Annotated in this window: 19 protein-coding genes and 2 rRNA genes; 15 read left to right on the top strand and 6 right to left on the bottom strand. The window is 74.3% G+C overall.

What is annotated here, in order from left to right; all coding sequences use genetic code 11:
- Positions 1–297: ribosomal RNA gene (locus LX83_RS35580) — 23S ribosomal RNA — on the top strand; the annotation flags it as partial.
- Positions 298–431: 134 nt separating this feature from the next.
- Positions 432–548 (top strand): 5S ribosomal RNA (gene rrf, locus LX83_RS35575).
- Positions 549–553: 5 nt separating this feature from the next.
- Here rrf and LX83_RS35570 read toward each other — a convergent pair.
- Positions 554–2,170, bottom strand: a complete 1,617-nt coding sequence (locus LX83_RS35570) for a hypothetical protein (RefSeq protein ID WP_253779984.1) — start codon at positions 2,168–2,170, stop codon at positions 554–556.
- Here LX83_RS35570 and LX83_RS35565 point away from each other — a divergent pair.
- The 7 genes from LX83_RS35565 to LX83_RS35535 all read left to right on the top strand — a co-directional run bounded on the left by LX83_RS35565 (position 2,135) and on the right by LX83_RS35535 (position 10,326).
- Positions 2,135–3,556: a tetratricopeptide repeat protein gene (locus LX83_RS35565; protein WP_253779967.1), complete on the top strand. Its 1,422-nt coding sequence runs from the start codon at positions 2,135–2,137 to the stop codon at positions 3,554–3,556. The two genes, LX83_RS35570 and LX83_RS35565, sit on opposite strands and share 36 nt — an antisense overlap.
- Positions 3,553–4,647, top strand: coding sequence for an HAD-IIA family hydrolase (locus LX83_RS35560; protein WP_253779962.1), 1,095 nt, complete (start codon positions 3,553–3,555; stop codon positions 4,645–4,647). Before LX83_RS35565 ends, LX83_RS35560 begins: the two co-directional genes overlap by 4 nt.
- Positions 4,648–4,851: 204 nt before the next feature.
- Positions 4,852–5,094 (top strand): hypothetical protein, encoded by a 243-nt coding sequence (locus LX83_RS35555; protein ID WP_407649743.1) that lies wholly within the window; start codon positions 4,852–4,854, stop codon positions 5,092–5,094.
- A 4-nt stretch (positions 5,095–5,098) separates the two neighbouring features.
- Positions 5,099–5,914, top strand: coding sequence for a TlyA family RNA methyltransferase (locus LX83_RS35550; protein WP_253779960.1), 816 nt, complete (start codon positions 5,099–5,101; stop codon positions 5,912–5,914).
- A complete protein-coding gene (locus LX83_RS35545) occupies positions 5,911–6,819 on the top strand; it encodes an NAD kinase (RefSeq protein ID WP_253779958.1) in 909 nt (302 codons plus the stop codon). The genes LX83_RS35550 and LX83_RS35545 overlap by 4 nt, the downstream gene beginning before the upstream one ends.
- A gap of 104 nt (positions 6,820–6,923) precedes the next feature.
- On the top strand, positions 6,924–8,699 hold the full coding sequence (gene recN, locus LX83_RS35540; protein ID WP_253779956.1) for a DNA repair protein RecN: 1,776 nt from the start codon (positions 6,924–6,926) through the stop codon (positions 8,697–8,699).
- 85 nt (positions 8,700–8,784) lie between these two features.
- A complete protein-coding gene (locus LX83_RS35535) occupies positions 8,785–10,326 on the top strand; it encodes a PucR family transcriptional regulator (RefSeq protein WP_253779954.1) in 1,542 nt (513 codons plus the stop codon).
- On the opposite strand, the gene LX83_RS35530 is transcribed toward LX83_RS35535, so the two are convergent.
- The 3 genes from LX83_RS35530 to LX83_RS35520 form a co-directional block, all read right to left on the bottom strand.
- Positions 10,317–11,171, bottom strand: coding sequence for a polysaccharide deacetylase family protein (locus tag LX83_RS35530; protein WP_253779953.1), 855 nt, complete (start codon positions 11,169–11,171; stop codon positions 10,317–10,319). The two genes, LX83_RS35535 and LX83_RS35530, sit on opposite strands and share 10 nt — an antisense overlap.
- Complete coding sequence (locus LX83_RS35525) at positions 11,168–12,334, bottom strand: oxidoreductase (RefSeq protein ID WP_253779951.1); 1,167 nt, start codon at positions 12,332–12,334, stop codon at positions 11,168–11,170. The genes LX83_RS35530 and LX83_RS35525 overlap by 4 nt, the downstream gene beginning before the upstream one ends.
- A 130-nt stretch (positions 12,335–12,464) precedes the next feature.
- Positions 12,465–13,079, bottom strand: a complete 615-nt coding sequence (locus tag LX83_RS35520; RefSeq protein WP_253779948.1) for a DUF1989 domain-containing protein — start codon at positions 13,077–13,079, stop codon at positions 12,465–12,467.
- A gap of 242 nt (positions 13,080–13,321) precedes the next feature.
- On the opposite strand from LX83_RS35520, the gene steA reads away from it, so the two are divergent.
- Together steA and LX83_RS35510 are read left to right on the top strand one after the other, a co-directional pair.
- Positions 13,322–14,521 (top strand): putative cytokinetic ring protein SteA, encoded by a 1,200-nt coding sequence (steA, locus tag LX83_RS35515; protein WP_253779945.1) that lies wholly within the window; start codon positions 13,322–13,324, stop codon positions 14,519–14,521.
- The gene (locus LX83_RS35510) at positions 14,518–15,468 is read left to right on the top strand and encodes a copper transporter (RefSeq protein ID WP_253779942.1); all 951 of its coding nucleotides are present in this window, start codon (positions 14,518–14,520) and stop codon (positions 15,466–15,468) included. The genes steA and LX83_RS35510 overlap by 4 nt, the downstream gene beginning before the upstream one ends.
- A gap of 165 nt (positions 15,469–15,633) precedes the next feature.
- Here the strand turns inward: LX83_RS35510 and LX83_RS35505 are convergent, their stop codons facing one another.
- Positions 15,634–16,305: a lytic polysaccharide monooxygenase auxiliary activity family 9 protein gene (locus LX83_RS35505; RefSeq protein ID WP_253779939.1), complete on the bottom strand. Its 672-nt coding sequence runs from the start codon at positions 16,303–16,305 to the stop codon at positions 15,634–15,636.
- A gap of 340 nt (positions 16,306–16,645) precedes the next feature.
- Here LX83_RS35505 and LX83_RS35500 point away from each other — a divergent pair, with 340 nt between their 5' ends.
- The 3 genes from LX83_RS35500 (at position 16,646) to LX83_RS35490 (ending at position 20,559) form a co-directional block, all read left to right on the top strand.
- Positions 16,646–18,367, top strand: a complete 1,722-nt coding sequence (locus LX83_RS35500) for a CTP synthase (RefSeq protein WP_301329454.1) — start codon at positions 16,646–16,648, stop codon at positions 18,365–18,367.
- A 92-nt stretch (positions 18,368–18,459) separates the two neighbouring features.
- Positions 18,460–19,026 (top strand): NUDIX domain-containing protein, encoded by a 567-nt coding sequence (locus LX83_RS35495; protein WP_253779978.1) that lies wholly within the window; start codon positions 18,460–18,462, stop codon positions 19,024–19,026.
- Positions 19,027–19,116: 90 nt separating this feature from the next.
- Positions 19,117–20,559: an MFS transporter gene (locus LX83_RS35490; RefSeq protein WP_253779932.1), complete on the top strand. Its 1,443-nt coding sequence runs from the start codon at positions 19,117–19,119 to the stop codon at positions 20,557–20,559.
- A 19-nt stretch (positions 20,560–20,578) separates the two neighbouring features.
- Here the strand turns inward: LX83_RS35490 and LX83_RS35485 are convergent, their stop codons facing one another.
- Entirely contained in the window at positions 20,579–21,106 is a 528-nt protein-coding gene (locus LX83_RS35485; protein ID WP_253779930.1) for a DUF1707 domain-containing protein, read from the bottom strand.
- A 186-nt stretch (positions 21,107–21,292) separates the two neighbouring features.
- Between LX83_RS35485 and xerD the strand changes: the two genes are divergently transcribed.
- Positions 21,293–22,300: a site-specific tyrosine recombinase XerD gene (gene xerD, locus LX83_RS35480; RefSeq protein ID WP_253779928.1), complete on the top strand. Its 1,008-nt coding sequence runs from the start codon at positions 21,293–21,295 to the stop codon at positions 22,298–22,300.
- Positions 22,301–22,540 lie beyond the last annotated feature (240 nt).

Here is a 22,540-nt window from a genome sequence, read left to right as displayed (position 1 = left end):
GTTCGGTCCCTATCCGCCGCGCGCGTAGGAGACTTGAGGAAGGCTGTCCCTAGTACGAGAGGACCGGGACGGACGAACCTCTGGTGTGCCAGTTGTCCCGCCAGGGGCATGGCTGGTTGGCTACGTTCGGAAGGGATAACCGCTGAAGGCATCTAAGCGGGAAGCTCGTTCCAAGATGAGGTCTCCCACCCGTTATGGGTTAAGGCCCCCACTTAGACCAGTGGGTTGATAGGCCAGAGATGGAAGCACAGTAATGTGTGGAGTTGACTGGTACTAATAGGCCGAGGACTTGTGTACGAAGGTGTTGCGCATCCACTGTGCGGTTCTGGAAGTTCGACCAGGCCACCGATCCCCTCGTTCTGGGGCCCCGTTGTGTGGGGTTCTGGGTGGTGGGGGGTGGGTGTGGGTGTTGGTTGAGAGTTCCATAGAGTTTCGGCGGTCATGGCGGAGGGGAAACGCCCGGTCCCATTCCGAACCCGGAAGCTAAGCCCTCCTGCGCCGATGGTACTGCACTCGGAGGGGTGTGGGAGAGTAGGACGCCGCCGGACATACTTCATCCGAAGGGGCTTGTGGTAGGGGCACAGAGAGTGTGCTTCAACCACAGGCCCCTTTCGGCATGTCCAGTGGAGGTTTTGTGTCCAGGTTCGGGAATCGTCCCGACGACCGTAGGCGTGGCCCGAGCGATCAGGGCGATCGACCTCGGCGTTCCAGCCAAGGTCGTGCCGGGGGCGAATACAGACGCGACGGGGGCCAGCAGCGCGACTGGCGGCCAGGTGGTGGCCAGCAACGCGACGCGCGTTCGGACGAGCGATTCCGCAGCCGCCGAGAAGACGACCGGGGTAATCGCTGGGAAGGGCGGTCCGACGACCGTCCGCGACGTGACGACTGGTCTCGCCGAGACAGTGATGGTGGCCGTGCCGACCGCGGGTTCCGCGGCGGTGATGGCGCACGTGGTGGAGACCGCGACAGCCGCGCCGACCGCGGCCGCGGCGGTCGGGACAGCGGCGGTCGGGACGGCGGCCGGCGCGAGTGGAGCCGGGAGAACGGTGGCGAGCGGCGCGGGTCCACCTGGCCGCGTGACAACGCCCGTGACGGTGCCTCCCGGACCGGTGGTGACCGGGGTCACCACGACCGGCGCGACCGCGGTGACCGCGGGTGGGATCGCGGGGAGCGGTTCGACCGCGACCGAGGCGATCGGCCCGCCCGCGGTGGCGACAGCAGGTTCGACCGCGACCGGGGTGAGCGCGGTGAGCGGCGTGACTTCCGGGACCGTGACAACCGTCGGGACGACCGGGGCCGGGATGGTGGCCGGCCCGGCAGTGGGCGCCCGTACCGCGACCGCGAGGACCGCGCTGACCGGGGTCGTGGCCGTTATGACGATCGGGATCGGCCGAGGGACGCCGGCTACGGTCGGCCTGGTGAGCGGGGCGGCTGGTCCGGCGACCGAGGCGGCCGTTTCGAGGGCGAGCGCCGGGGTCCGCGCTACGACGACCGCGGCGGCCGGGGCGGGCGGTTCGACGACCGCAGGTCCTCGACTGACGACCGCGGGTTCCGGGACCGTCCGGCCAGGGACGAGCGCCAGGGCGGCTGGTCCCGTGACACCGAGCGCGGCCGCCAGGGCGGGTACCGCGACGACCGGCGCGGTGACGACCGGCGCAGTGACAATCGGCGCGGTGACGATCGGCGTGGCGACAACCGGGGCTGGGACGACCGGCGCGGTGATGACCGCGGTCGGGACGGCCGCGACCGCGGCGGATACCAGGGGCGCGATGACCGCAACCGCTGGGACGACCGGCGCTCGGAGCGTCGGGACGCGGATCGCCGTCCCCGGGGCGGGGACAGCGACTTCCGCGGTGGCTCCCGCGAGGGTTACGGCCGCCGGCCGTACGGCGGCGGCCAGAGCGGTGACCGACCGTGGCGTGAGCGGCAGGACCGGGACGAGCGCCCGCGTCGCTTCGACCGGGGTGACCGGCCCGACCAGCGGCGGTTCGACGGCCGCTCGCGGGACGACGACCGGCCGCGCCCGGCCCGCCAGGCCGACCGGTTCGCCGACCGGGACCAGCGGGACCACCGGGACCAGCGCCGTGCGGACCGGGATGCGGACCGCGCCGGCACGGCCGGGCCGGCCGCTGAGGTGGCCGGTGACCGGTCCGGTGTCGACGAGCAGCACCTGGCCGGCCAGCGCGCGGACGGCGTGACCGCGGACGCGGCGGATGTCGCCCCGGTGGACACCGGCCGCGACGGCGCTGTGGGTGACGGGACCGCCAGTGCGGCGGCCGCGCCGGTCGAGCGGGATTCGGACGTCGACCAGGCGGCTGAGCGCGGCCCGGTGGACGCTGAGCGGGGCGATGCCGGTGCCGCCGCCCGGGAGACCGCGGCTGTGGCGCGTCGTGCCTCCGGTCGGCACAACACCGACCGAGGGGACCGTGACGGCCGCTCGGACTTCCGCTCCGGGGAGAGCCGGCCGAGGACGCCGGTGCTGCCCGAGGAGGCGCAGTTCTCCGCGCTCGATCCGGACGTCCGGGCTGAGCTGCGCAGCCTGCCCAAGGTGCTCGCGGAGGTCGTCGGCCGCCACCTGGTCGCCGCCGGCATGCTGATCGACAGCGAGCCCGAGGCAGCGCTGGAGCACGCCAGGTACGCCAGGTCCAAGGCGGCCAGGGTCGGCATCGTGCGCGAGGCCGCCGGCCTCACCGCCTACCACGCTGGTGAGTGGGCCGAGGCGTTGTCGGAGCTGCGCGCGGCGCGTCGGATGACCAGTGGGCCGGGGCACCTGGCGGTGCTGGCCGACTGCGAACGTGCGCTGGGCCGGCCGGAGCGGGCGATCGAGCTGGCCCGCGAGGCCAACCTGGACGCACTGCCCAAGGCCGAGGCCATCGAACTGCGCATCGTGGCCGCGGGTGCTCGCCGGGACATGGGACAGGTCGACGCCGCCGTGGTGGCGTTGCAGGGCCCGGACCTCGACCCGAAGCAGCGGGAGCCGTGGAGCGCCCGGCTGTTCTACGCCTACGCGGACAACCTCGCCGCTGCTGGCCGGCGGGAAGAGGCGATCCGCTGGTTCCTCAACGCGGCCGAGGCCGACGAGGACGGCGACACCGACGCCGCCGAGCGCGCCTTCGATCTCGCTGAGGACGGTGCCGGCCTGCCCGGCGCTGGCGAGTCGCCCGCCGGTGACAGCGCGGCTGAGCCGCGTGCCAGCGAACGGGATGCCGAGGCCGCGGCCGACGCGGACGCGGGCACCGTGAGCGCGGACGCCGAGCCGGTGGACACCGAGCCGGTGGACACCGAGCCGGTGGACGCCGGGCACGCGGACACCGAGCACGGGGACCCGGCTGGGGCGGAGAACGCCGGTCAGCACGGTGATCGTGCGGACAGCGGCCGTGCGGACGCCACCCCGGTCGGTCAGGGTGCGGACAGCGCGGACACCGCTGGTGGCTCGGCAGCGCCGGATGCGGCGCGGCCCGGTCCGGCCGGGGGCGACTCGGTGGCGAACGGGTCCACCAGTCCCGATTCCGCGGGGAACGGTTCCGATGCCGAAGGGAAGGCGGGGCAGCGGTGAGTGAACGCCTGCTCGACGTGTACGACGCACTCCTGTTGGATCTCGACGGCACCGTCTACCGGGGTGAGCAGGCCGTGCCGGGCGCACCGGAGGCGGTCGCCAAGGCACGCGAGCAGGCGGTCGCCATCCGCTTCGTCACCAACAACGCCTCCCGGGCTCCGCAGGAGGTGGCCGACCACCTGGCCGAGCTGGGTTTCGCCGCCACGCTCGACGAGGTGAGCACCAGCGCCCAGGCCGGCGCCGCGGTGCTCGCCGAGCGCGTGCCAGCGGGATCACCTGTGGTCGTGGTGGGCAGTGACGCACTGGCCGAGGAGGTCCGACTGGTCGGGCTGCGGCCGGTGCGCACGGCCAGCAGCGAGGTCACTGCGGTGGTGCAGGGGCTGTCCAAGGACACCGGGTGGCGGGACCTGGCCGAGGCGTGCCTGGCGATCCGCGCCGGCGCGCTGTGGGTGGCCTGCAACAACGACACCGCGCTGCCCACCGAGCGGGGCCTGCTGCCCGGCAACGGCGCGCTGGTGGCCGCGCTGCGGGCGGCCACCGACGCCGAGCCGCTGGTGGCCGGCAAACCGGAGCGACCGCTGATGGACCAGGCGGTGCGGACCGCCAACGCCAGCCGGCCGCTGGTGGTGGGGGACCGGCTGGACACGGACGTGCTCGGCGCGCACCACGCCGGGCTGGACGCGTTGCTGGTCCTCACCGGGGTCGCCACCCCGGGGCAGCTGCTGACCGCCGCGCCGGAGCTGCGCCCCCGGTATCTGGCCGCTGACCTGTCCGCGGTGCTGGACGGCGTGGCCGAGCTGGAGATCGCCGTGACGGACTCGGCGTGGACCGTGCGGGTCGACAACGGGCTGCTGCTGGTCTCCGCGAGCGACGCCGGGACGGCGGTGACCGAGGACGTGACGGCGGACGCCACGGCGGGCCCGGCCGGTCAGCGGTGGTCGGCCGACGCGCTGGAGCTGCTCCGGCAGCTGTGCGCGGTGTGGTGGGCCGAGGGCGGCGGCGCCGGGGTGCGGGTCTGCGCCACGGATGACGCGGCCCGCGCCGCGGTGGGCCGGCTGCTGCCCGCCGAATTGCTGGCCACGCCGGCCTGATCGCCCGGGCGGCCGCCCGGCCCGCGCGGTGGGGGTGGGACCGCCCGTGCCGCCGGGATTTCCGGGCACCACCGCCCGGGCTGTTGGGGCTCATGGCGGACAATGGCGGAGTAACGTCTGGATGTCCGTTGCCGGGCTGGTGCCGCTCCGGCGAAGACAGCCACTTCGGCGCGGACGAGTACCTCGGCGGACGGGAGCAGCAGCATGACATCCGACCAGCGGCCCCTGCCCGGGCCAGGGCTGGCGCGGCCGGCGTCGGCCGTGCCGGGGCCGTCACCAGCGCGGCCACCGGTTCCCGGGCCGCCGCCCGACCCCACGGCCGCCGTTGACCGGGCCCTGGCCGGGCTGGACGGCCTGGCCGAGCTGCCGGTCGCCGAGCACGTGGCGCGGTTCGACGCGGTGCACACCGCCCTGACCGCCGCCCTCACCAGCATCGACAAGGTCTGACCGGATGCCACGCAGGTCACGGCTGGACGCCGAACTCGTGCGGCGCGGGCTCGCCCGGTCCCGCGAGCACGCCAGCCAACTCATCGCCGCCGGCCGGGTGACCGTCCGGGGAACGGTGGCCAGCAAACCCGCCACCGGCGTGGAACTGGACGCCCCGGTCGTGGTGCGCGACGACGCCGACGACCCGAACTGGGCTTCCCGGGGCGCGCACAAACTGCTGGGCGCGCTGGCCGCGTTCGAGCCGGACGGGCTGCGCGTGGCCGGCCGGCGCTGCCTGGACGCGGGAGCGTCCACCGGTGGCTTCACCGACGTGCTGCTGCGGGCCGGCGCCGCCCAGGTGGTGGCCGCCGACGTCGGCCGAGGACTGCTGGACTGGCGGCTGCGCACTGACGAGCGGGTCGTCGTGCGGGACCGCACCAACGTGCGCGCCCTGCGGCCCGAGGACATCGACGGCCCGGCCGACCTGGTTGTCGCCGACCTGTCGTTCATCTCGCTGCGTCTGGTGCTGCCCGCGTTGGCCGACTGCCTCGGCGCTGACGGCGACCTGGTGCCGATGGTCAAGCCGCAGTTCGAGGTGGGCCGGGAGCGGCTCGGGTCCGGTGGTGTGGTGCGCGACCCCGCGCTGCGGGCCGAGGCCGTCCGGGACGTGGTCGCCCTGGCCGGCTCGCTGGGGCTGCGGCTGCACGGCGCCACGGCCAGCCCGCTGCCAGGGCCGTCGGGCAACGTGGAGTACTTCGTGTGGTTGCGGCGCGGTGAGCCGCTGGACAGCGAGCAGGTGTCGCGAATCGTGGGGGACGCGGTGGAAAGGGGGCCGCGATGACCGGCTCGTCAGACGGCCGGGAGGTGCTGCTCGTCGTGCACACCGGCAGGGGCAGCAACCTGCGCATGGCCGAGCAGGTCGCCGACCGGTTCGCTAAGGCCGGGATCGTGCTGCGGGTGCTCGACGAGGAACAGCCCGACCTGGACCCGTCCTGCTACCGCAAGGTGGTGGCCACGGACGCGGACGCGGCCAAGGGCACCGAGCTGGTGCTGGCGCTCGGCGGTGACGGCACGCTGCTGCGGGGCGCCGAACTGGCCCGCTCCGCCGGGGTGCCGGTGGTCGGGGTGAACCTGGGCCGGGTCGGCTTCCTCGCCGAGGCCGACTCGGACGCGCTGCACGAGGCCGTCGACATGATCGTCGCCAGGCAGTACCACGTCCAGGAGCGGATGACCATCGACGTCACCGCCCGGCTGGACGGCGAGGTGCTGGCCACCACGTGGGCGCTCAACGAGGCCAGCGTGGAGAAGATCAGCCGGGAGCGCATCCTGGACGTGGTGGTCGAGGTGGACGGGCGGCCGGTGTCGTCGTTCGGCTGCGACGGCGTGCTGTGCGCGACGCCCACCGGGTCCACCGCCTACGCGTTCTCCGCCGGCGGACCGGTGGTGTGGCCGGACGTGCAGGCGCTGCTCGTGGTGCCCAGCAACGCGCACGCGCTGTTCAGCCGGCCGCTGGTGGTCTCGCCGAAGTCCGTGGTCGCCTTCGAGGTGGACCAGTACGGCCACCCCGCGGTGCTGTGCTGCGACGGCCGGCGCACCGTGCCGCTGCCGGCCGGCGCCCGGGTCGAGGTGGTGGGCGGCAGCGTTCCGGTCAAGCTGGTGCGCCTGCGCGAGGGGCCGTTCACCGACCGGCTGGTCCGCAAGTTCTCTCTTCCGGTGCAGGGATGGCGTGGTCCGTCGGGCGACTGACCGCGCCACTGGGACGGGCGGCGCTGCTGCGACTTGCGGCGGGGTCGTCCCGCGAGCGAGGGGAAGCCGTGGCAGCATCTGAGGACGTGTCGGGAACTGCGGCTATGGTGCGCCCTGTGCTGGCCGAGATGCGCATCAAGGGCCTTGGCGTGATCGACGAGGCCACCCTGCAACTGCACCCTGGACTGACCGTGGTGACCGGTGAGACGGGTGCGGGCAAGACCATGGTGGTCACCGGGCTCCACCTGCTCAGCGGCGGCCGGGCCGAGGCGTCCCGGGTGCGGGTGGGTGCGGAGCGGGCCGTGGTGGAGGGCCGGTTCGCGGCGCCACCGGGCAGTCCGGCGGCCAAGGCCGCCGAGGAGGCGGGCGGTGAGCCCGACGAGGACGGCACCGTGATCGCGGTGCGCACGGTCAACGCGGACGGGCGTTCCCGCGCCCACCTCGGTGGCCGGTCCGTGCCCGTGGGTGTGCTCGGCGAGCTGGCCGAGCAGTTGCTGGCCGTGCACGGCCAGAACGACCAGTTGCGGCTGTTGCGCTCGGCGGAGCAGCGCGCGGTGCTGGACCGCTTCGCCGGTCCGGCCGTGACCGACCTGCTCGCCGACTACCAGCGGGTGCGCCGGGAGTGGCAGGCGGTCATCGCGGAGCTGACCGAGCGCACCGAGCGGGCCAGGGAGCTGGCGCGGGAAGCCGATCTGCTCACCCACGGACTGGCCGAGATCAACGCGGTCAACCCGCTGCCCGGTGAGGACGAGGAACTGGTCGAGGAGGCCCGCCGGCTGGCCGACGTCGACCAGTTACGGGAGACAGCCGGTGCGGCCGCGCTCGCCGTGAGCGGGTCACCGGAGATCGATCCGGACGCCCCCGGGGCGCTCGGGCTGATCGCCGAGGCCCAGCGACGGCTGGTGTCCGCGGACGACCCGGTGCTGCGGGACCTGGAGTCCCGGTTGGCCGACGCCGCCGTGCTGCTCGCCGACGTCGGTGCCGAACTGCGCGCCTACCTGGACCAGCTGGACGCTGATCCGGCCCGGTTGCAGCAGGTGCTGGCCAGGCAGGCCGAGCTGAAGCAGCTGACCAAGAAGTACGCGCCCGACCTGGCCGGTGTGCTGGCCTGGGCCGAACAGGCCAGTGAGCGGCTGGCCGGGCTGGACACCTCGGAGGCGGCACTCGCCGAGCTGGCCGCGCGCCGCGACGAACTCGCCGGTGAGCTGGCCGGCATCGCCGAGCGGCTGACCGAGCAGCGCGTCGACGCGGCCGGGCGGCTGGGCAAGGCGATCACCGCGGAGCTGGGTGGCCTGGCCATGCCGCAGGCCAGCCTGGACGTGGTGGTGCGACCCCGGCCGGCCGAGGCGGACGACCCGGCCGCGCTGCGGGTGGGCGAGCAGCTGCTGCACGCCGGCCCGGACGGGGTGGACGAGGTCGAGCTGCTGCTGGTGGCGCACTCGGGCGCGCCAGCGCTGCCGGTGCACAAGGGTGCCTCCGGCGGTGAGCTGTCCCGGGTGATGCTGGCCATCGAGGTGGTGCTGGCCCACGCGGATCCGGTGCCGACCATGGTGTTCGACGAGGTCGACGCGGGTGTGGGTGGCCGGGCCGCGGTCGAGATCGGCCGGCGGCTGGCCCGGCTGGCCCGGACCCACCAGGTCATCGTGGTCACCCACCTGCCGCAGGTGGCCGCCTACGCCGACCAGCACCTGGTGGTGGACAAGTCGGCCGAGGGCGGGCTGACGCGCAGCGGGGTGCGGGTGCTCGACGAGACCAGCCGGGTGGTCGAGCTGGCCCGGATGCTCGCCGGGCTGGACTCCACCGACACCGGCCGGGCCCACGCCGAGGAACTGCTCGCCGCCGCCGAACAGGACAAGCGCGCCGACGCTCCGGTCGAGTGATGACGCGGGGCGGGAACACCGGCGGGCGCGTTCTGGCGGTGGCGGGTTCGGCGTTGCTGGCCGCGCTCGTCAGGCGGGTCGCGCCGTGCTGACGGTGCGCGCGCTGGTGGAGGACCGCGCGCTCAGGTTGCGGCCGCTGGTGGCGGGCGAGCCGGGCGCGCTGGACGCCGAGGTGCTGTGGGTGCACAACACCGAGCTGCCCGATCCCTCGCCCTACCTGCGGGAACGCGAGCTGGTGCTGACCAACGGCCTGTGGCGCGACGCGGTGTCCGCCGAGGAGTTCGTGCGGGCCGTGCACGGCGCGGGCGCGGCGGGTGTGGTGTTCGGGCTGCGGGAGCAGACCCCGGTGACCCCGCCGGACCTGGTCGAGGCGTGCCGACGGGTCGGGCTGCCGCTCGTGGAGATCGCCGTTGACGTGCCGTTCACCGCGGTGACCAGGGCCGCGGCCGCGGTGTTGGCGCAGGCGCGGACCGCGCCGCTGCTGGGCCGGGTGCGGCTCGGCGACGCGCTGACCGCGGCGATCTCGCGGGGCCGGGGCGCGGACGGCGTGCTGGAGGTGGTGCGGCGGTCCCACGACCTGCCGCTGGTGGTGGTGGACCGGGCCGGCCGGCAACTGGCCGCCACCGACGGGCTGCGCCTGGACGACCGGCAGTCGCGGGTCGTGGCCCGGGCGCTGGCCCGGCGGCCGCCGCCGCTGGAGGTGGACCTGGGGGAGCTGGGCGGCGCGAGCCTGTTCCTCGTCGTCGCGGTCGCCGAGGTGGACGCCGCGCTGGTGTGCCTGCGGCCAGTGCGGGAGCTGGACGAGGTGCAGCGGGACGCGCTGGAGCAGGCCGCCCGGTACCTGAGCGTGGACAGCGCGACCCGGCGGGCGGTGCAGGAGATCCAGTTGCGCTACGCGCACGAGCTGCTGGACATGATCCTGTCCGGGCCGGCGCGGGCGGGCGAGGTGGCGGCCCGGCTGCGTGCCTTCGGCGTCGGCGCGGACGGCGAACTGGTGGTGTGCGCGGTCGCGTTCACCGCCGACGACCCGCCCGCCGGCCTCGCCGAGGTCGTGTCCGACTTCTTCCTCGGTGAGGGCACCGCCACCGCTGTGGCGGCCGGCTCGCGGGACGTGGTGGCGGTGCTCCCGTGGCGGCGCACCGACCAGGACCTGCGCGCGTGCGTGGACCGGCTGCTCGCCCTGCTGGACCGCCGGTTCCCCGGTGGCCGGGCGGTGGTCGGGCTGGGCGGCCGCGCGGCGGACGCGACCGCGCTGCGGCAGCCGTTGCTGCGGTCCCGCGAGGCGTGCCGGGTGCTGCGCCGCCGCGCCACCGGCCCGCGGGTGGCCGGTGTGCACGAGTTGGGCGCGCACCGGCTGCTGCTCGACCTGCTGCCCCCGGACACCGTGCGCGGCTTCGCCGACGCCGTGCTCGCACCGCTGCGCGAGCACGGCCCGCTGCTGGCCGCCGTGCGGGCGCTGCTGCGGCACGACGGCCAGTACGCGGCCGCCGCCAGGGCCCTCGGCGTGCACGAGAACACGCTGCGCCAGCGGATGGCCAAGGTCGAGCAGCTCACCGGCCGCGATGTGCGCCGCACCGAGGACCGCGTCGACCTGTTCCTGGCCCTGGAGGCGGCCGACTACGGGTAGACCGGCGGTGGTGGCAGCGGCCTCGGCGTGATCCCGGGGTCGGCCAGGACGGCTTCGGCCAGCTCGTCGCAGCGGGTGAACCGGACGTCGCCGCAGTCCAGGGCGTACTGGATCAGGCCGCGCAACGCCATCAGCCGGCCAGGGCGGCCGGACAGGAACGGGTGGCAGCACAGGGTGAACAGGCATCCGAAGTGCCGCATCCCGTCCAGTTCGGCCCGCCACATCTCGGCGACCTTGCGCGGGGACTCGATCACCCGGCCGATGTCGGGTTCCGGGAGGAACGCGTACTGCTCCCAGTCGTCCAGCGACCAGTGCACCGGCAGTTCGGCGATCGGACCGCGCGCGGTGGCCAGCGCGTAGGGGCGGTCGTCGCCCATCAGCGACGAGTCGTAGCGCAGGCCGTGCTCGGCGACGAGGTCGGGGGTGAGCGCGCTCGCGCCCCACATCGCCGCGCGGTAGCCGCGGACGGGGATGTCCTGTTCGGCGAAGACCGCCACGGCCCGCTCGAAGTCGGCGCGCTCCTCGTCCGGGGTCATCGAGGTCGGCGCCCGGTGGGCGTGGGTGTGCTGGGCCACCTCGTGCCCGCGCTCCACAATGGACGCCGCCAGACCGGGCCGCTGGGCGGCGACCCAGCCGGGGATGAAGAACGTCGCCGGCACGTCGAACTCGTCGAGCACGTCGAGGATCCTCGGGACACCGACGTCCGGCCCGTAGCTCTGGTGCGACATGACCATCGGGTGGTGGGCGTAGCGGGGATCCGCCGCCAGGACCGGGGTCTCGGCGTCCACGTCGAAGGTGAGGGCGGCGACGGCCTTGGCGTCCCCCAGCCAGGCGGGGCGGCTCACGCCCAGTCCTGTTCGGTGCGGCCCTGTTCGGTGCGGCCCTGTTCGGTGCGGCCCTGGTCGGCGCGGTGGCGGGCGGCGTTGGCGAGGGTCGCGGCGGGTTCGATCAGGCGGCGGTCGTACGGTGCCGGGGCGAGGCCCTTGGCCAACCGGTGCGGCAGGTCGGGGTTGGCCAGCGCGCCTCGGCCGATGGCGAGCAGGTCGGCGTGCCCCTCGTCGAGGACCTGTCGGGCGCGGGCGGCATCGTGCATGCCGCCGTTGGCGATCACCGGCAGGCCGGTCACCTCGCGCGCCAGCCCGGTGATGGTCGCGCCACCCGGCAGGGTCGCGGTGTGCAGCCAGTCGCGGCCCTCGCTGGCCACGTGCAGGTAGTCCGCGCCGGCGTCGGCCACCGCGGTGAACACCGTCTCGGCGTCGCGCGCCCCGCCCGGCCACCGGTAGTCCAGGTCGTTGACCTTGGTCTGCGACAGCCGGACGCCGACCAGGAAACCGGGCGCCGACACCCGCCGGATCTCCGCCACCACGTCCGTGGTGAGCCGGATCCGGTTCGCCGTGGAGCCGCCGTACTCGTCGTCCCGCTGGTTGGTGTAGGTGGTGAGGAACTGGTCGAACAGGTAGCCGTTGGCGGCGTGCAGTTCCACGCCGTCGAACCCGGCCGCCGCGGCGTTGCGGGCGGCCGCGGCGAAACCGGCCACCACCTGCTCGATGTCGCCGAGCGTCATGGCGCGCGGCACGGGCCACCGGCCGCTGCCGCCGTACTCGGGCATCATCTGCCCGAGCGGCCGCACCGCGGACGGGGCGATGGTGTCCGGCCGGTGCGGGTTGCCCTGCGACAGCGCCCCGGCGTGCATGAGCTGGGCGAAGATCAGCCCGCCGGTCGCGTGCACCCGGTCGGTGACCGCGCGCCAGCCCGCCACGTGCTCCCGGTCCACCAGGCCGGGCTGGTTGAGGTAGCTCTGGCTGTGCGCGGCGTCGACGTACACGCCCTCGGTGATGACCAGCGGGAACCCGCCCGCGGCGAACTCGCCGTAGTAGTCGGCCATCTCCGGGGTCGGCACCCCGCTCGGCGTGGCGGACACCCGCGACATCGGGGCCACGACGAATCGCGAGGCGAGGTCGTGGCCGCCGAGCCGGAACGGGGTCAGCGCGGTGTGGGTGGTGCTCATGGTTGTCTCCTGGGGTTGATCGTGTCGTTCGCCCGCGGCGCCAGCCCACGGGCAGGGGAACATCGTCAGCGCACTGTCCACTTCAGACTTCCGGCGGGTGCGCCCGCCACCGCGACCGGGGGCCTCGGGGTCACCGCTCCGCCGGCACCACCTCGACCAGGAGGGGGCCCGGCGCGCCGCCGTTGATCACGTTCAGGTCCTGGGGGCAGGCGGAGACCACCACCACGCAGTCCAGTTCGGCACGCAGGGTCACCGCCGCTCCCGGGCCGGCGGGGGAGACACCCCACACCAGCTCGCCGTCGGATGCCACCGAGATGTCCATGAACAGGTTCACCGGCTGCGGCACCAGGCCGGGGTCACCCCAGGGCGCCAACGCCTCGCGGAGGTTCTCCGCGCACGACCGGTGCGCGCCCACGTGCCCCAGCGCCCGGTAGCGGGCCGGGTCGCAGGCGGGGACGAGCATGTCGTGCCGGCCGGGCGAGGTGTCCTCGACCAGCGTCAGGATCGGCCGCCGGGCCGTGGTCACGAACTGCTCCCCGACCCGGGGGAACAGCCGGTTCACGTGGCCCCGGGTGTGCGCGGCGCTCAGGTGCTCGGCCAGGTCGCCCCGGGTGAACGCGAACAGGTCGGCGACCTGGGAGCCCTCGACCGCGACCACGCGTACCCGCTGCCCGGCGCGCACCTCGACCGCGCCCGCCGCACCGGCCGGGACCGGTGTCTCCTCGCTCGGCTGTGTCTGTTGCATGGCCCAAGAACACCATCCGCGACACGGCTGCCCAATGGAGAAATCCACGGCGTTCGGCGATTTCAGTGGAGGTTTCTCCACTGCGTGGCCGGGTGGATCCCGTCGGGTCAGGTGGTGGCGGCCGAACCGCTCGAACGGCAGGACGGTGCTGGCGCCCACCTGATTGGGTGGCAGTTGTTCTGTCCGGTGCGGCTCGGTGTGGCATCGGTGCGGTGGTCGTGAGCTTTGTCACCATCTGTCCCATGAAGCTCACCGGTCTGCTTCGCCGGCCAGAGCAGGCACCCCGGCCGGGAGTGACCGGCGTGGCCAGGGTCGGCCGCCGTGTCGACGAACTGCTCCGCCGGCTCCGGCCTGGCGACATCGCCGTGCTCGACCGGATCGACCTGGACCTGCGCACGGCCGAGGCACTGGTCGCCGCCGGGGTGGTCGCCGTGGTCAACGCCGCGCCGTCCATCTCCGGCCGGTTTCCCAGCCTGGGGCCGGAAACGCTGATCGGCGCCGGCATCCCGCTGGTCGACGGGGTGGGCACGGCCTGCCTGCGCACCATCCGCGACGGCAGCCAGCTGCGGGTGCACCAGAACGTGCTCTACCAGGGCGAGACCGAGGTGGCGGTCGGGTTCGAACAGAACGCGGAGACCATCGCCGACCAGCTGGTCGCGGCCAAGGCCGGCATGTCCGCCCAACTGGAGGCGTTCTCCGCGGACACCATCGAGTTCCTCCGCACCGAACGCACCCTGCTGCTGGACGGGTTCGGCGTGCCCGAGCTGTACGTGTCCATGCGGGACCGGCACGTGCTGGTGGTCACCCCTGGCTGGGGCCGGGTGCGGGAGCTGCGCCGGCTGCGGCGCTACGTCCGGGAGTTCCGGCCGGTGCTGATCGGCGTGGACACCGGGGCCAACGCCCTGCTGGAGGCCCGGCTGCGGCCCGACGTCGTGGTGGGCGATCCCGGGAGCGTGCACGCCGACACCCTGCGGGCGGCCCGGGAGGTGGTGGTGCCGGCCGGCCTGGACGGGCACGCGCCCGGCCTGTCGCGGATCCAGGAGCTGGGGATCGGCGCGGTCACCTTCCCGGCCTCGGCCAATCCCGAGGACCTGGCCCTGCTGCTGGCCGACGCGCACGGCGCGAGCCTGGTGGTGACCGTGGGATTCCAGGCCGGCCTGCGGGAGTTCCTGGACCGGGAGCGGGCCGAGTCCAACCCGTCCACCTTCCTCACCCGGCTGAAGGTGGGCAACCGGCTGGTGGACAGCCAGGCGGTGCTCGCGCTGCACCGCGGCCGGATGTCCGTGGGCATGGTCGCGCTGCTGCTGGTCGGCGCGCTGGCGGTGATCGGGGTCGCGGTGGCCTGCTCGGGCGTGGGCGCGGTGTACGCGGAGCACGCCGTCACCGTGTGGACGACGGTTGTCACCTGGTTCGCGGAGCTGTCGAGAGGGTTGATCTCGTGATCTCACTGCGTTACCACCTGATTTCGGTGGCGGTGGTGTTCCTGGCCCTCGCGGTCGGCATCGCGCTCGGGTCCACCTCGGTCGGCGAGGTGATCACCGCCGGGCTGGCCGGCCACACCAGGGCGCTGGACCAGCAGGTGAACGACCTGCGCGCCGACCGGGACGCGCTCAGCGCCAAGCTGGCCGGCACCGACCGGTTCGCCGCGTCGGTCGGTCCGCTGGCGGTGCGGGGCCAGCTCGACGGGCGCTCGGTGGTCCTGGTGACGACCGAGGACGCCGAACCCGCCGAGCGCGACGAGCTGGCCCGGCTGCTGGCCAGCGCGGGCGCCAGCGTCACCGGTGAGGTGGTGCTCACCAACGCGTTCACCGACCCGGCCAGGTCCGAGCAGCTGCGGGCCCTGGTGTTCCGGCTGCTGCCGGCGGCCGCGCGGCTGCCGGTGGCCGCCGACTCCGGTTCGCTGGCCGGCGGCCTGCTCGCCAGCCTGCTGCTGGTCAACCGGGACGGCCAGGAGCCGAGGGCGACACCGGAGGAGACCACCAGGGTGCTGACCGGGCTGGTCCACGACGGGTTCGTGCGGCCCAGCCAGGGGCTGCGGCCGGCCCAGTTGGCCGTGCTGCTCACCGGCAGCGCGTACGGGCGCAACGCCGCCGCCGACCGGGCGGGTGTGCTGGCCAGGGTGGCCGGTGTGCTGGACCGGTCCGGGGCGGGTGCGGTGCTGGCCGGGCGGACCGGGTCGGCCGAGGCCACCGGGCCGGTCGGGGTGGTCCGCGCGGACGCGTCGGCCGCGGCCGGGCTGTCCACCGTGGACCACGTGGACACCGCGGTCGGCCGGGTGGCCACCGTGCTGGCCCTGCGTGAGCAGGCCGGCGGCGGCAGCGGCCAGTACGGGCTGGCCGGCACCGCGCAGGCGCCCGCGCCGGACCCGGTGGTGGTGGGGGCCGGCTGAGGCCGGCGGCTGAGGTCGCTGCCCGGTGGTGGCGGCCGCCGGGGGCGGGGCACGCGCCTGGGTCCGGTGGTTCTCACCGCCGGGTGCGGGCTGGAGAACCACCGGACCCGCGCCCCCAGCCAGGGTGGCCGGGGGGTGGTGGTGCCGGGCGCAGACGGGGGCTGGTCAGCCGAAGTTCACGTCGACGCAGTTGTAGAAGGCCTCGGGGCTGTCCGAGCGCTGCCAGATCGAGTAGATGATGTGCCGGCCGCTCTTGCCCGAGGGCAGCTTGGCCTGCCAGGTGTACTCGGCCCCGTCCGGGCCGCTGCCGTTGATCGGCGGGTTGGTGACCTTGTCGAACGGCACCGATTCGAGGTCGGACCACTTCAGCGGCTGACTGGGGTTCCACCCGTCCTTGGTGACGTACTGCTCCCAGGTGCCCGGGTGCGGCGCCCACGCGTTGTAGCGGAAGGTCACCGTGGCGCCGGCCGTCACCGTGGTGGTGGGCCAGTCGGTGCGGGCCAGGTTGTAGGCGTCGTAGGTGGCGGTCGGCCCGCACAGCTTGCCGTCCGGGATGATCTCCCGGTGCCGGCCGCCGGCGTTGCTGATGAGGTTGCCGAACCAGTTCCACAGCGCGTTCTTGCCGCCCTGGGCGATCGCGGCGCTGCAGGCCGGGTTGGTCGGGTTGAGGTCACCGGTGCCGCCGGCCTTGCCGTCCTTGTAGCAGGCGTAGGTCCGGGTGGCCGGGAAGGTGAAGCCCCCGTGCGCCTGGGCCACGCCCGTGCCGAACACGGTCGCGACCAGTGCGCTGGTGGCAACCAGGACGCCGGCGAGCACTCCCTTGCGTCGCGTTGTCACAAAGAACTCCTTCGGGTTCAGGGTTTTCCCCAAACACCGCGCCCACCATCCACCGTAGAGACCGGAGCGGGCCGGACACAGGCGCCAACGGACCATCTTCGCCGGCGCCGGCGGGGCAGCCGACTGGGCCGGCCGGCCGAGCCGGTGCTGGCTGGTCCGGTCCTGCTCGGCCGGTGGCGGTCCCGGTCCGCGTGCTCGGTCCGCGCGCTCGGCCGCTGGGCTTCACCGCGTTCCGGGCGGCCCGGGAGGTGATACTCTGAAACCCCGTGGATAGGCAGGACGGCTGTGGCCTCCTGCCGGCGTTCGGACCAGTGATGGCATGGGACCACGGGGAGCCTCCTTGGTGCTTCAGGCACGTATGACCAAGCATGTTTTCGTTACCGGGGGCGTCGCCTCCTCCCTGGGCAAGGGGCTCACCGCCTCCAGCCTTGGTCAGCTGCTGACAGCCCGTGGGCTGCGCGTGACCATGCAGAAGCTGGACCCCTACCTGAACGTGGACCCGGGGACGATGAACCCGTTCCAGCACGGGGAGGTGTTCATCACCGAGGACGGCGCCGAGACCGACCTCGACATCGGGCACTACGAGCGGTTCCTGGACCGGGACCTGGCCGCGGCGGCCAACGTCACCACCGGGCAGGTCTACTCGGCGGTGATCGCCAAGGAGCGGCGCGGCGAGTACCTGGGCGACACCGTGCAGGTCATCCCGCACATCACCGACGAGATCAAGGCCCGCATCCGCGCCATGGCCGAGCCGGACGCCGACGGCCGGGTGCCGGACGTGGTGATCACCGAGGTCGGTGGCACGGTCGGCGACATCGAGTCGCTGCCGTTCCTGGAGGCCTGTCGGCAGGTCCGCCACGACGTGGGCCGGGACAACTGCTTCTTCCTGCACGTCTCCCTGGTGCCCTACCTCGCGCCGTCCGGTGAGCTGAAGACCAAGCCGACCCAGCACTCGGTCGCCGCGCTGCGCAACATCGGCATCCAGCCGGACGCGATCGTCTGCCGCGCCGACCGCGAGGTGCCCGAGGGCCTCAAGCGCAAGATCGCGCTGATGTGCGACGTGGACACCGACGCGGTGGTGGCCGCGCCGGACGCCCCGTCGATCTACGACATCCCCAAGGTGCTGCACGCCGAGGGCCTGGACGCCTACGTGGTGCGCCGGCTCGGCCTGCCGTTCCGGGACGTGGACTGGACGGTGTGGGGCGATCTGCTGGAGCGGGTGCACAACCCCGCGGAGACCGTGCGCATCGGCCTGGTCGGCAAGTACGTCGACCTGCCGGACGCCTACCTGTCGGTGACCGAGGCGCTGCGCGCGGGCGGGTTCGCCCACCGGGCCAAGGTCGAGGTGGTGTGGGTGCCCTCCGACGAGTGCGAGACGGCCACCGGCGCGGCGCACGCACTGGCCACTGTGGACGGTGTGCTGGTGCCTGGCGGGTTCGGCGTGCGCGGCATCGAGGGCAAGATCGGCGCGATCCGGTACGCCAGGACCAGGGGCGTGCCCGTGCTCGGTCTGTGCCTGGGGTTGCAGTGCATGGTGATCGAGGCGGCCAGGCACCTGGCCGACATCCCCGACGCCGACTCCACCGAGTTCAACGAGCACACCGCCAACCCGGTCATCAGCACCATGGCCGACCAGCGCGACGTGGTCGCCGGCCAGCGGGACATGGGCGGCACCATGCGGCTGGGCGCCTACCCGGCGTCGCTGCTGCCCGGCTCGGTGGTGGCCAGGGCCTACGGCAGCACCGAGGTGTCCGAGCGGCACCGGCACCGCTACGAGGTCAACAACGCCTACCGGGACCGGTTGTCCGCGGCCGGCCTGGTGTTCTCCGGCACCTCGCCGGACGGGCGCCTGGTGGAGTTCGTGGAGCTGCCGGCCGAGGCGCACCCGTTCTTCGTCGGCACCCAGGCCCACCCCGAGGTGAAGAGCCGGCCGACCCGGCCGCACCCGCTGTTCGCCGCGTTCGTGCGGGCCTCGCTGGACTACCGGGCCGCCGAGCGGCTGCCGGTGGAACTGCCGGACGTGCTGTCGGTCAACCACGTCGACTCCGGGGTGGGCCGGTGAGCGAACTGGCGCGATCCGGGGCGGAGGCGTCGGGCCGGCACGAGTTCCAGGTGGTGGCCAGCCGGGACGTGCACGTGGGCCGGGTGGTCGCGATGCGCGTCGACGAGGTGGTGATGCCCGGTGGGCACACCGCCCGGCGCGAGGTCGTCGAGCACCTGGGCGCGGTGGCCGTGGTGGCGCTGGACCGCGACGAGACCGGCGCGGACCGGATCGCCATGATCCACCAGTACCGGCACCCGCTGGGCCGGCGGCTGTGGGAGCTGCCCGCCGGCCTGCTGGACGAGCCGGGCGAGGAACCGGTGGCGGCGGCGCGGCGGGAGCTGGCCGAGGAGGTGGGGCTGGCCGCGCGGGACTTCTCGGTGTTGGTGGACGTGGCCGCCTCGCCCGGTTTCACCGACGAGGTGGTGCGGGTGTTCCTGGCCACCGGTCTGTCCGCTGTGGACCGCCTGGTCGGGTCGGGCGACGAGGAGGAGGACCTGGTGGTGCACCGGGTGCCGCTGGCCGAGGCGGTCGCCATGGCGCTGTCCGGTGAGGTGGTGAACGCCGCCGCGGTGGCCGGGATCCTGGCCGCGCACGCCGTGCGCTCCGGTGCGGCCACCGCCCGCCCGGCCGACGCGCCCTGGCCGGACCGGCCCACCCGGTTCGCCACCCGGACCTGAGACCCGAACCCGCCCGGTCGGCGCACTGCCCGACCGGGCCCGGTCCCCGGTCGAATGGCCGGGTGACGCCGGGTAACGGATCATGGTCGGGTGAGTCACGGTCCTGAGCACCCGCCCGGTGAGCACCCGGCGCGGTGGCGGGCACTCGCGGTGTGCCTCGCCGCCGGGTTCATGACGCTGCTGGACGTGAGCATCGTCAACGTCGCGCTGCCGTCCATCCAGGAGGGCCTGCGCGCGTCAGCCAGTGACCTGCAGTGGGTGCTGTCCGGGTACGCGCTGACCTTCGGGCTGGTGCTCGTGCCGGCCGGCCGGCTGGGCGATGCCACCGGGCGGCGCCGGGCGTTCCTGCTCGGCGTCGGGCTGTTCACCCTGACCAGCGTGTCCGCCGGACTCGCGGTGAGCCCGCTGTGGCTGTCGGTGTCCCGGCTGGTGCAGGGCGTGGCCGGCGGCCTGATCAACCCGCAGGTCGCCGGGCTGATCCAGGAGTTGTTCCGGGGCAGGGAACGCAACCACGCCTTCGGCTGGCTGGGCGCCAGCATCGGGATCGCCACCGCGGCCGGCCCGATCACCGGCGGCCTGATCATCGCCCTGGCCGGGCCGCAACACGGCTGGCGCTGGGTGTTCCTGGTGAACCTGCCGATCGGGCTGGCCACCATCGTGCTGGGGCGGCGGCTGCTGCCGGCCGAGCGCACCGACCACCGGGTGCGCGGGCTGGACCTGGTCGGGGTCGCGCTGCTGGGACTGGGCGTGCTGCTGGTGATGCTGCCCATGCTGGAGGCGGAGGGCGGGCGCACGCGGGTGCCCTGGTGGCTGGTGGTGGTCGGCGCGCTGGTGGTGGTGGGGTTCGTCGCCTGGGAGCGCCGGTGCCGCGGCCGGGGCGGCACCCCCCTGGTGGACCCGGAGCTGCTGCGCTCCCGCAGCTACGCCCTTGGCGTGCTGCTGGGCATGGTCTACTTCGCCAGCTTCACCGGGATCTTCTTCGTGCTGGCGGTGTTCTTCCAGCGCGGGCTGGGCTACAGCGCGCTGGCCAGCGGCCTGGCCGTCACCTCGTTCGCGCTCGGCTCGGCGGTGGCCGCGGCGGTGGGCGGCCGGCTGGTCGGCCGGATGGGGCGGCTGCTCGTGGTGCTCGGCCTGGTGCTGGTCGTGGTCGGGTTGGCCAGCACCGACCTGGTGCTGCGGCACTGGCCCGCCGGGGTCGCCGCCGGCCTGGCCACGGCGCTGCCGCTGCTGGTCGCCGGCGTGGGCAGCGGGCTGACCGTCTCCCCGAACCAGGCCCTCACCCTGGCGGCCGTGCCGGTGCGGATGGCCGGCACCGCGGCCGGCGTGCTGCAGACCGGCCAGCGGATCGGCACCGCGGTGGGCATCGCCGCGATGGGCCTGGCGTTCTACGGCACCCTGGCCGACACCGGGGCGGACTACGGCCGCGCGGTGACCACCGCGCTGTGGCTGGCGGTCGGTCTGGCCCTGTTGGCCCTGCTGCTCGGCCTGGCCGACCTGCTGCTTGGCCGGCCGGAGGACGCCCGCGCCCGGTGAGCGCGGCCGCCGGTCAGTCTCAGTCGCGCAGTCGGCGGCCCAGGCTGTCAGTGCCGCCGCCGGCCAGCAGCACGATGCCGTCGATGATCGACCACAGCGCGCCGAACCCGAAGGTGAACAGGGTGACCAGCAGTTGGCCGATGGCCAGGCCGGCGTGGCCGGTGTAGAAGCGGCCGATGCCGATCGGGAGGAAGATCTGCAGCAGCCCGGCCACGAGCTTGTACTTGTCCGACAGCGGCTGTTCGACCGTGACGTGGACCGGCTGCGGCCCCACGGGAAACGACTGCTGGGGGTACACCGGTGGCGCCGACGGCGGCGGCATCGCCGACGGCGGTGGCAGCAGGAACGGCGGGTGCGGCGCGGGCAGGTCGGTGAACAGCGCCCGCAGCTCACCCCGGTGCTGGGCGCCGCTGGCCTGGCCGACGCGGTGCTCGTACTCGTGCACGTCCAGCCGGCCGGCGCTGAAGTGATCACCCAGCGCGCGGATGGCGTCCTCGCGCTCCTGGGTGCCGATTCGTAACGAGTCGGGGTCGGCGGGGCCTGTCACCTGACCAAAGGTAGCCGATCACCAGCGGCTGGCAGAGCCGAACCGGGTAACAGCTCGTGATCTGCTCGGCAACGACCGGCCGCAGCGCGCGGACCGGCCCGACCACGGGCACCGGCGGTGCCGGTGCGTGCGCGCCCAGTGCGACGATGGGCACGTGATCGGTTGACGCGAAAGGCATGGGCACGCGTGGCAGACACCCCGGAGCGGCCGGACCGCTGGCCCGCGGCACTGCGGGCGGTGCTGGCCGACTACCTCAACCACCTCGCGGTCGAACGCGGGACCGCGCGCAACACCCTGGACTCCTACGGCCGGGACCTGCGGCGCTACCTGGACCACCTGGCCGGGCTCGGGGTGGGCGAGCTGGCCGAGGTGAGCGAGGAGCAGGTCAGCGCCTTCCTGGTGGCCCTGCGGGAAGGGGACGCCGACCACCCGCCGCTGGCCGCCGCCTCGGCCGCCCGAACCCTGGTCGCCGTGCGCGGTCTGCACCGCTTCGCCCACCGGGAGGGCATCACGGCCGAGGACCCGGCCAGCCAGGTGCGTCCGCCGACCCCGCCGCGGCGACTGCCCAAGGCGCTGCCCGTGGCCGATGTGCTGCGCCTGCTGGACACCCCCACCGGTGACGACGGCGCCGGCCAGGCCGTGGACCCGAGGGCCCTGCGCGACCGGGCGCTGCTGGAACTGCTGTACTCCACGGGCGCGCGCATCTCCGAGGCGGTCGGACTGGACCTGGACGACATCGACGCGCACGAGCGCACCGTGCTGTTGGCCGGCAAGGGCGGCACGCAGCGGGTGGTGCCCATCGGCCGCCCCGCGCTGCGGGCGCTGGAGGCCTACCTGGTGCGGGCCAGGCCGAGCCTGGCCGAGGGGCGGGCGCGGTCCCGGTCGGGCAGCGCCCGCGCCCCGGGCGCGGCCGCGGCGGTGTTCCTCAACGCGCGCGGCGGCCGGCTGTCCCGGCAGAGTGCCTGGCAGACCTTGAAAACCGCGGCCGAGCGGGCCGGTCTGGGCACCGAGGTCTCCCCGCACACCCTGCGCCATTCCTTTGCCACGCACCTGCTTGAGGGCGGCGCGGACGTGCGGGTGGTGCAGGAGCTGCTCGGCCACGCCTCGGTGACCACCACCCAGGTCTACACCCTGGTCACCGTGACCACGCTGCGCGAGGTGTACGCGACCGCGCATCCCCGGGCCCGGGGCTGAACCCTCGGCCGGTGTCGGCGTGCTCGCGTCGCCGCTGCTGTCGGCTCGGCCCGTCGCGCGCGTCGCCGGGTGCTGTCGCCGGGGTGGCCGCGGATGCCCCGGGCATGCCGGGCCAAGGCGCGGTGTGGGCTTGGCCGGCCGTGGCAGAATGGTGTGATTGTGTTGGCCTGACTGGGTTTTCTGGGCTGCGGCCCGGCCCGGTCGGGTGCGTGACCTGGCGGGGTGGAGAACAGCGATGCG

It is taken from the genome of Goodfellowiella coeruleoviolacea (assembly GCF_024171785.1).
GTDB classification, from domain to species: domain Bacteria; phylum Actinomycetota; class Actinomycetes; order Mycobacteriales; family Pseudonocardiaceae; genus Goodfellowiella; species Goodfellowiella coeruleoviolacea.
This window is presented reverse-complemented; position numbering and strand designations above follow the sequence as displayed.

Excerpts from the sequence above, each read along its gene's own strand:
- LX83_RS35550 (WP_253779960.1), top strand. The coding sequence starts at position 5,099 with ATGCCACGCAGGTCACGGCTGGACGCCGAACTCGTGCGGCGCGGGCTC.
- LX83_RS35545 (WP_253779958.1), top strand. The coding sequence starts at position 5,911 with ATGACCGGCTCGTCAGACGGCCGGGAGGTGCTGCTCGTCGTGCACACC.
- LX83_RS35520 (WP_253779948.1), bottom strand. The coding sequence starts at position 13,079 with ATGCAACAGACACAGCCGAGCGAGGAGACACCGGTCCCGGCCGGTGCG.
- LX83_RS35495 (WP_253779978.1), top strand. The coding sequence starts at position 18,460 with ATGCGCGTCGACGAGGTGGTGATGCCCGGTGGGCACACCGCCCGGCGC.
- LX83_RS35525 (WP_253779951.1), bottom strand. The coding sequence starts at position 12,334 with ATGAGCACCACCCACACCGCGCTGACCCCGTTCCGGCTCGGCGGCCAC.
- steA (WP_253779945.1), top strand. The coding sequence starts at position 13,322 with ATGAAGCTCACCGGTCTGCTTCGCCGGCCAGAGCAGGCACCCCGGCCG.
- LX83_RS35555 (WP_407649743.1), top strand. The coding sequence starts at position 4,852 with ATGACATCCGACCAGCGGCCCCTGCCCGGGCCAGGGCTGGCGCGGCCG.
- recN (WP_253779956.1), top strand. The coding sequence starts at position 6,924 with ATGGTGCGCCCTGTGCTGGCCGAGATGCGCATCAAGGGCCTTGGCGTG.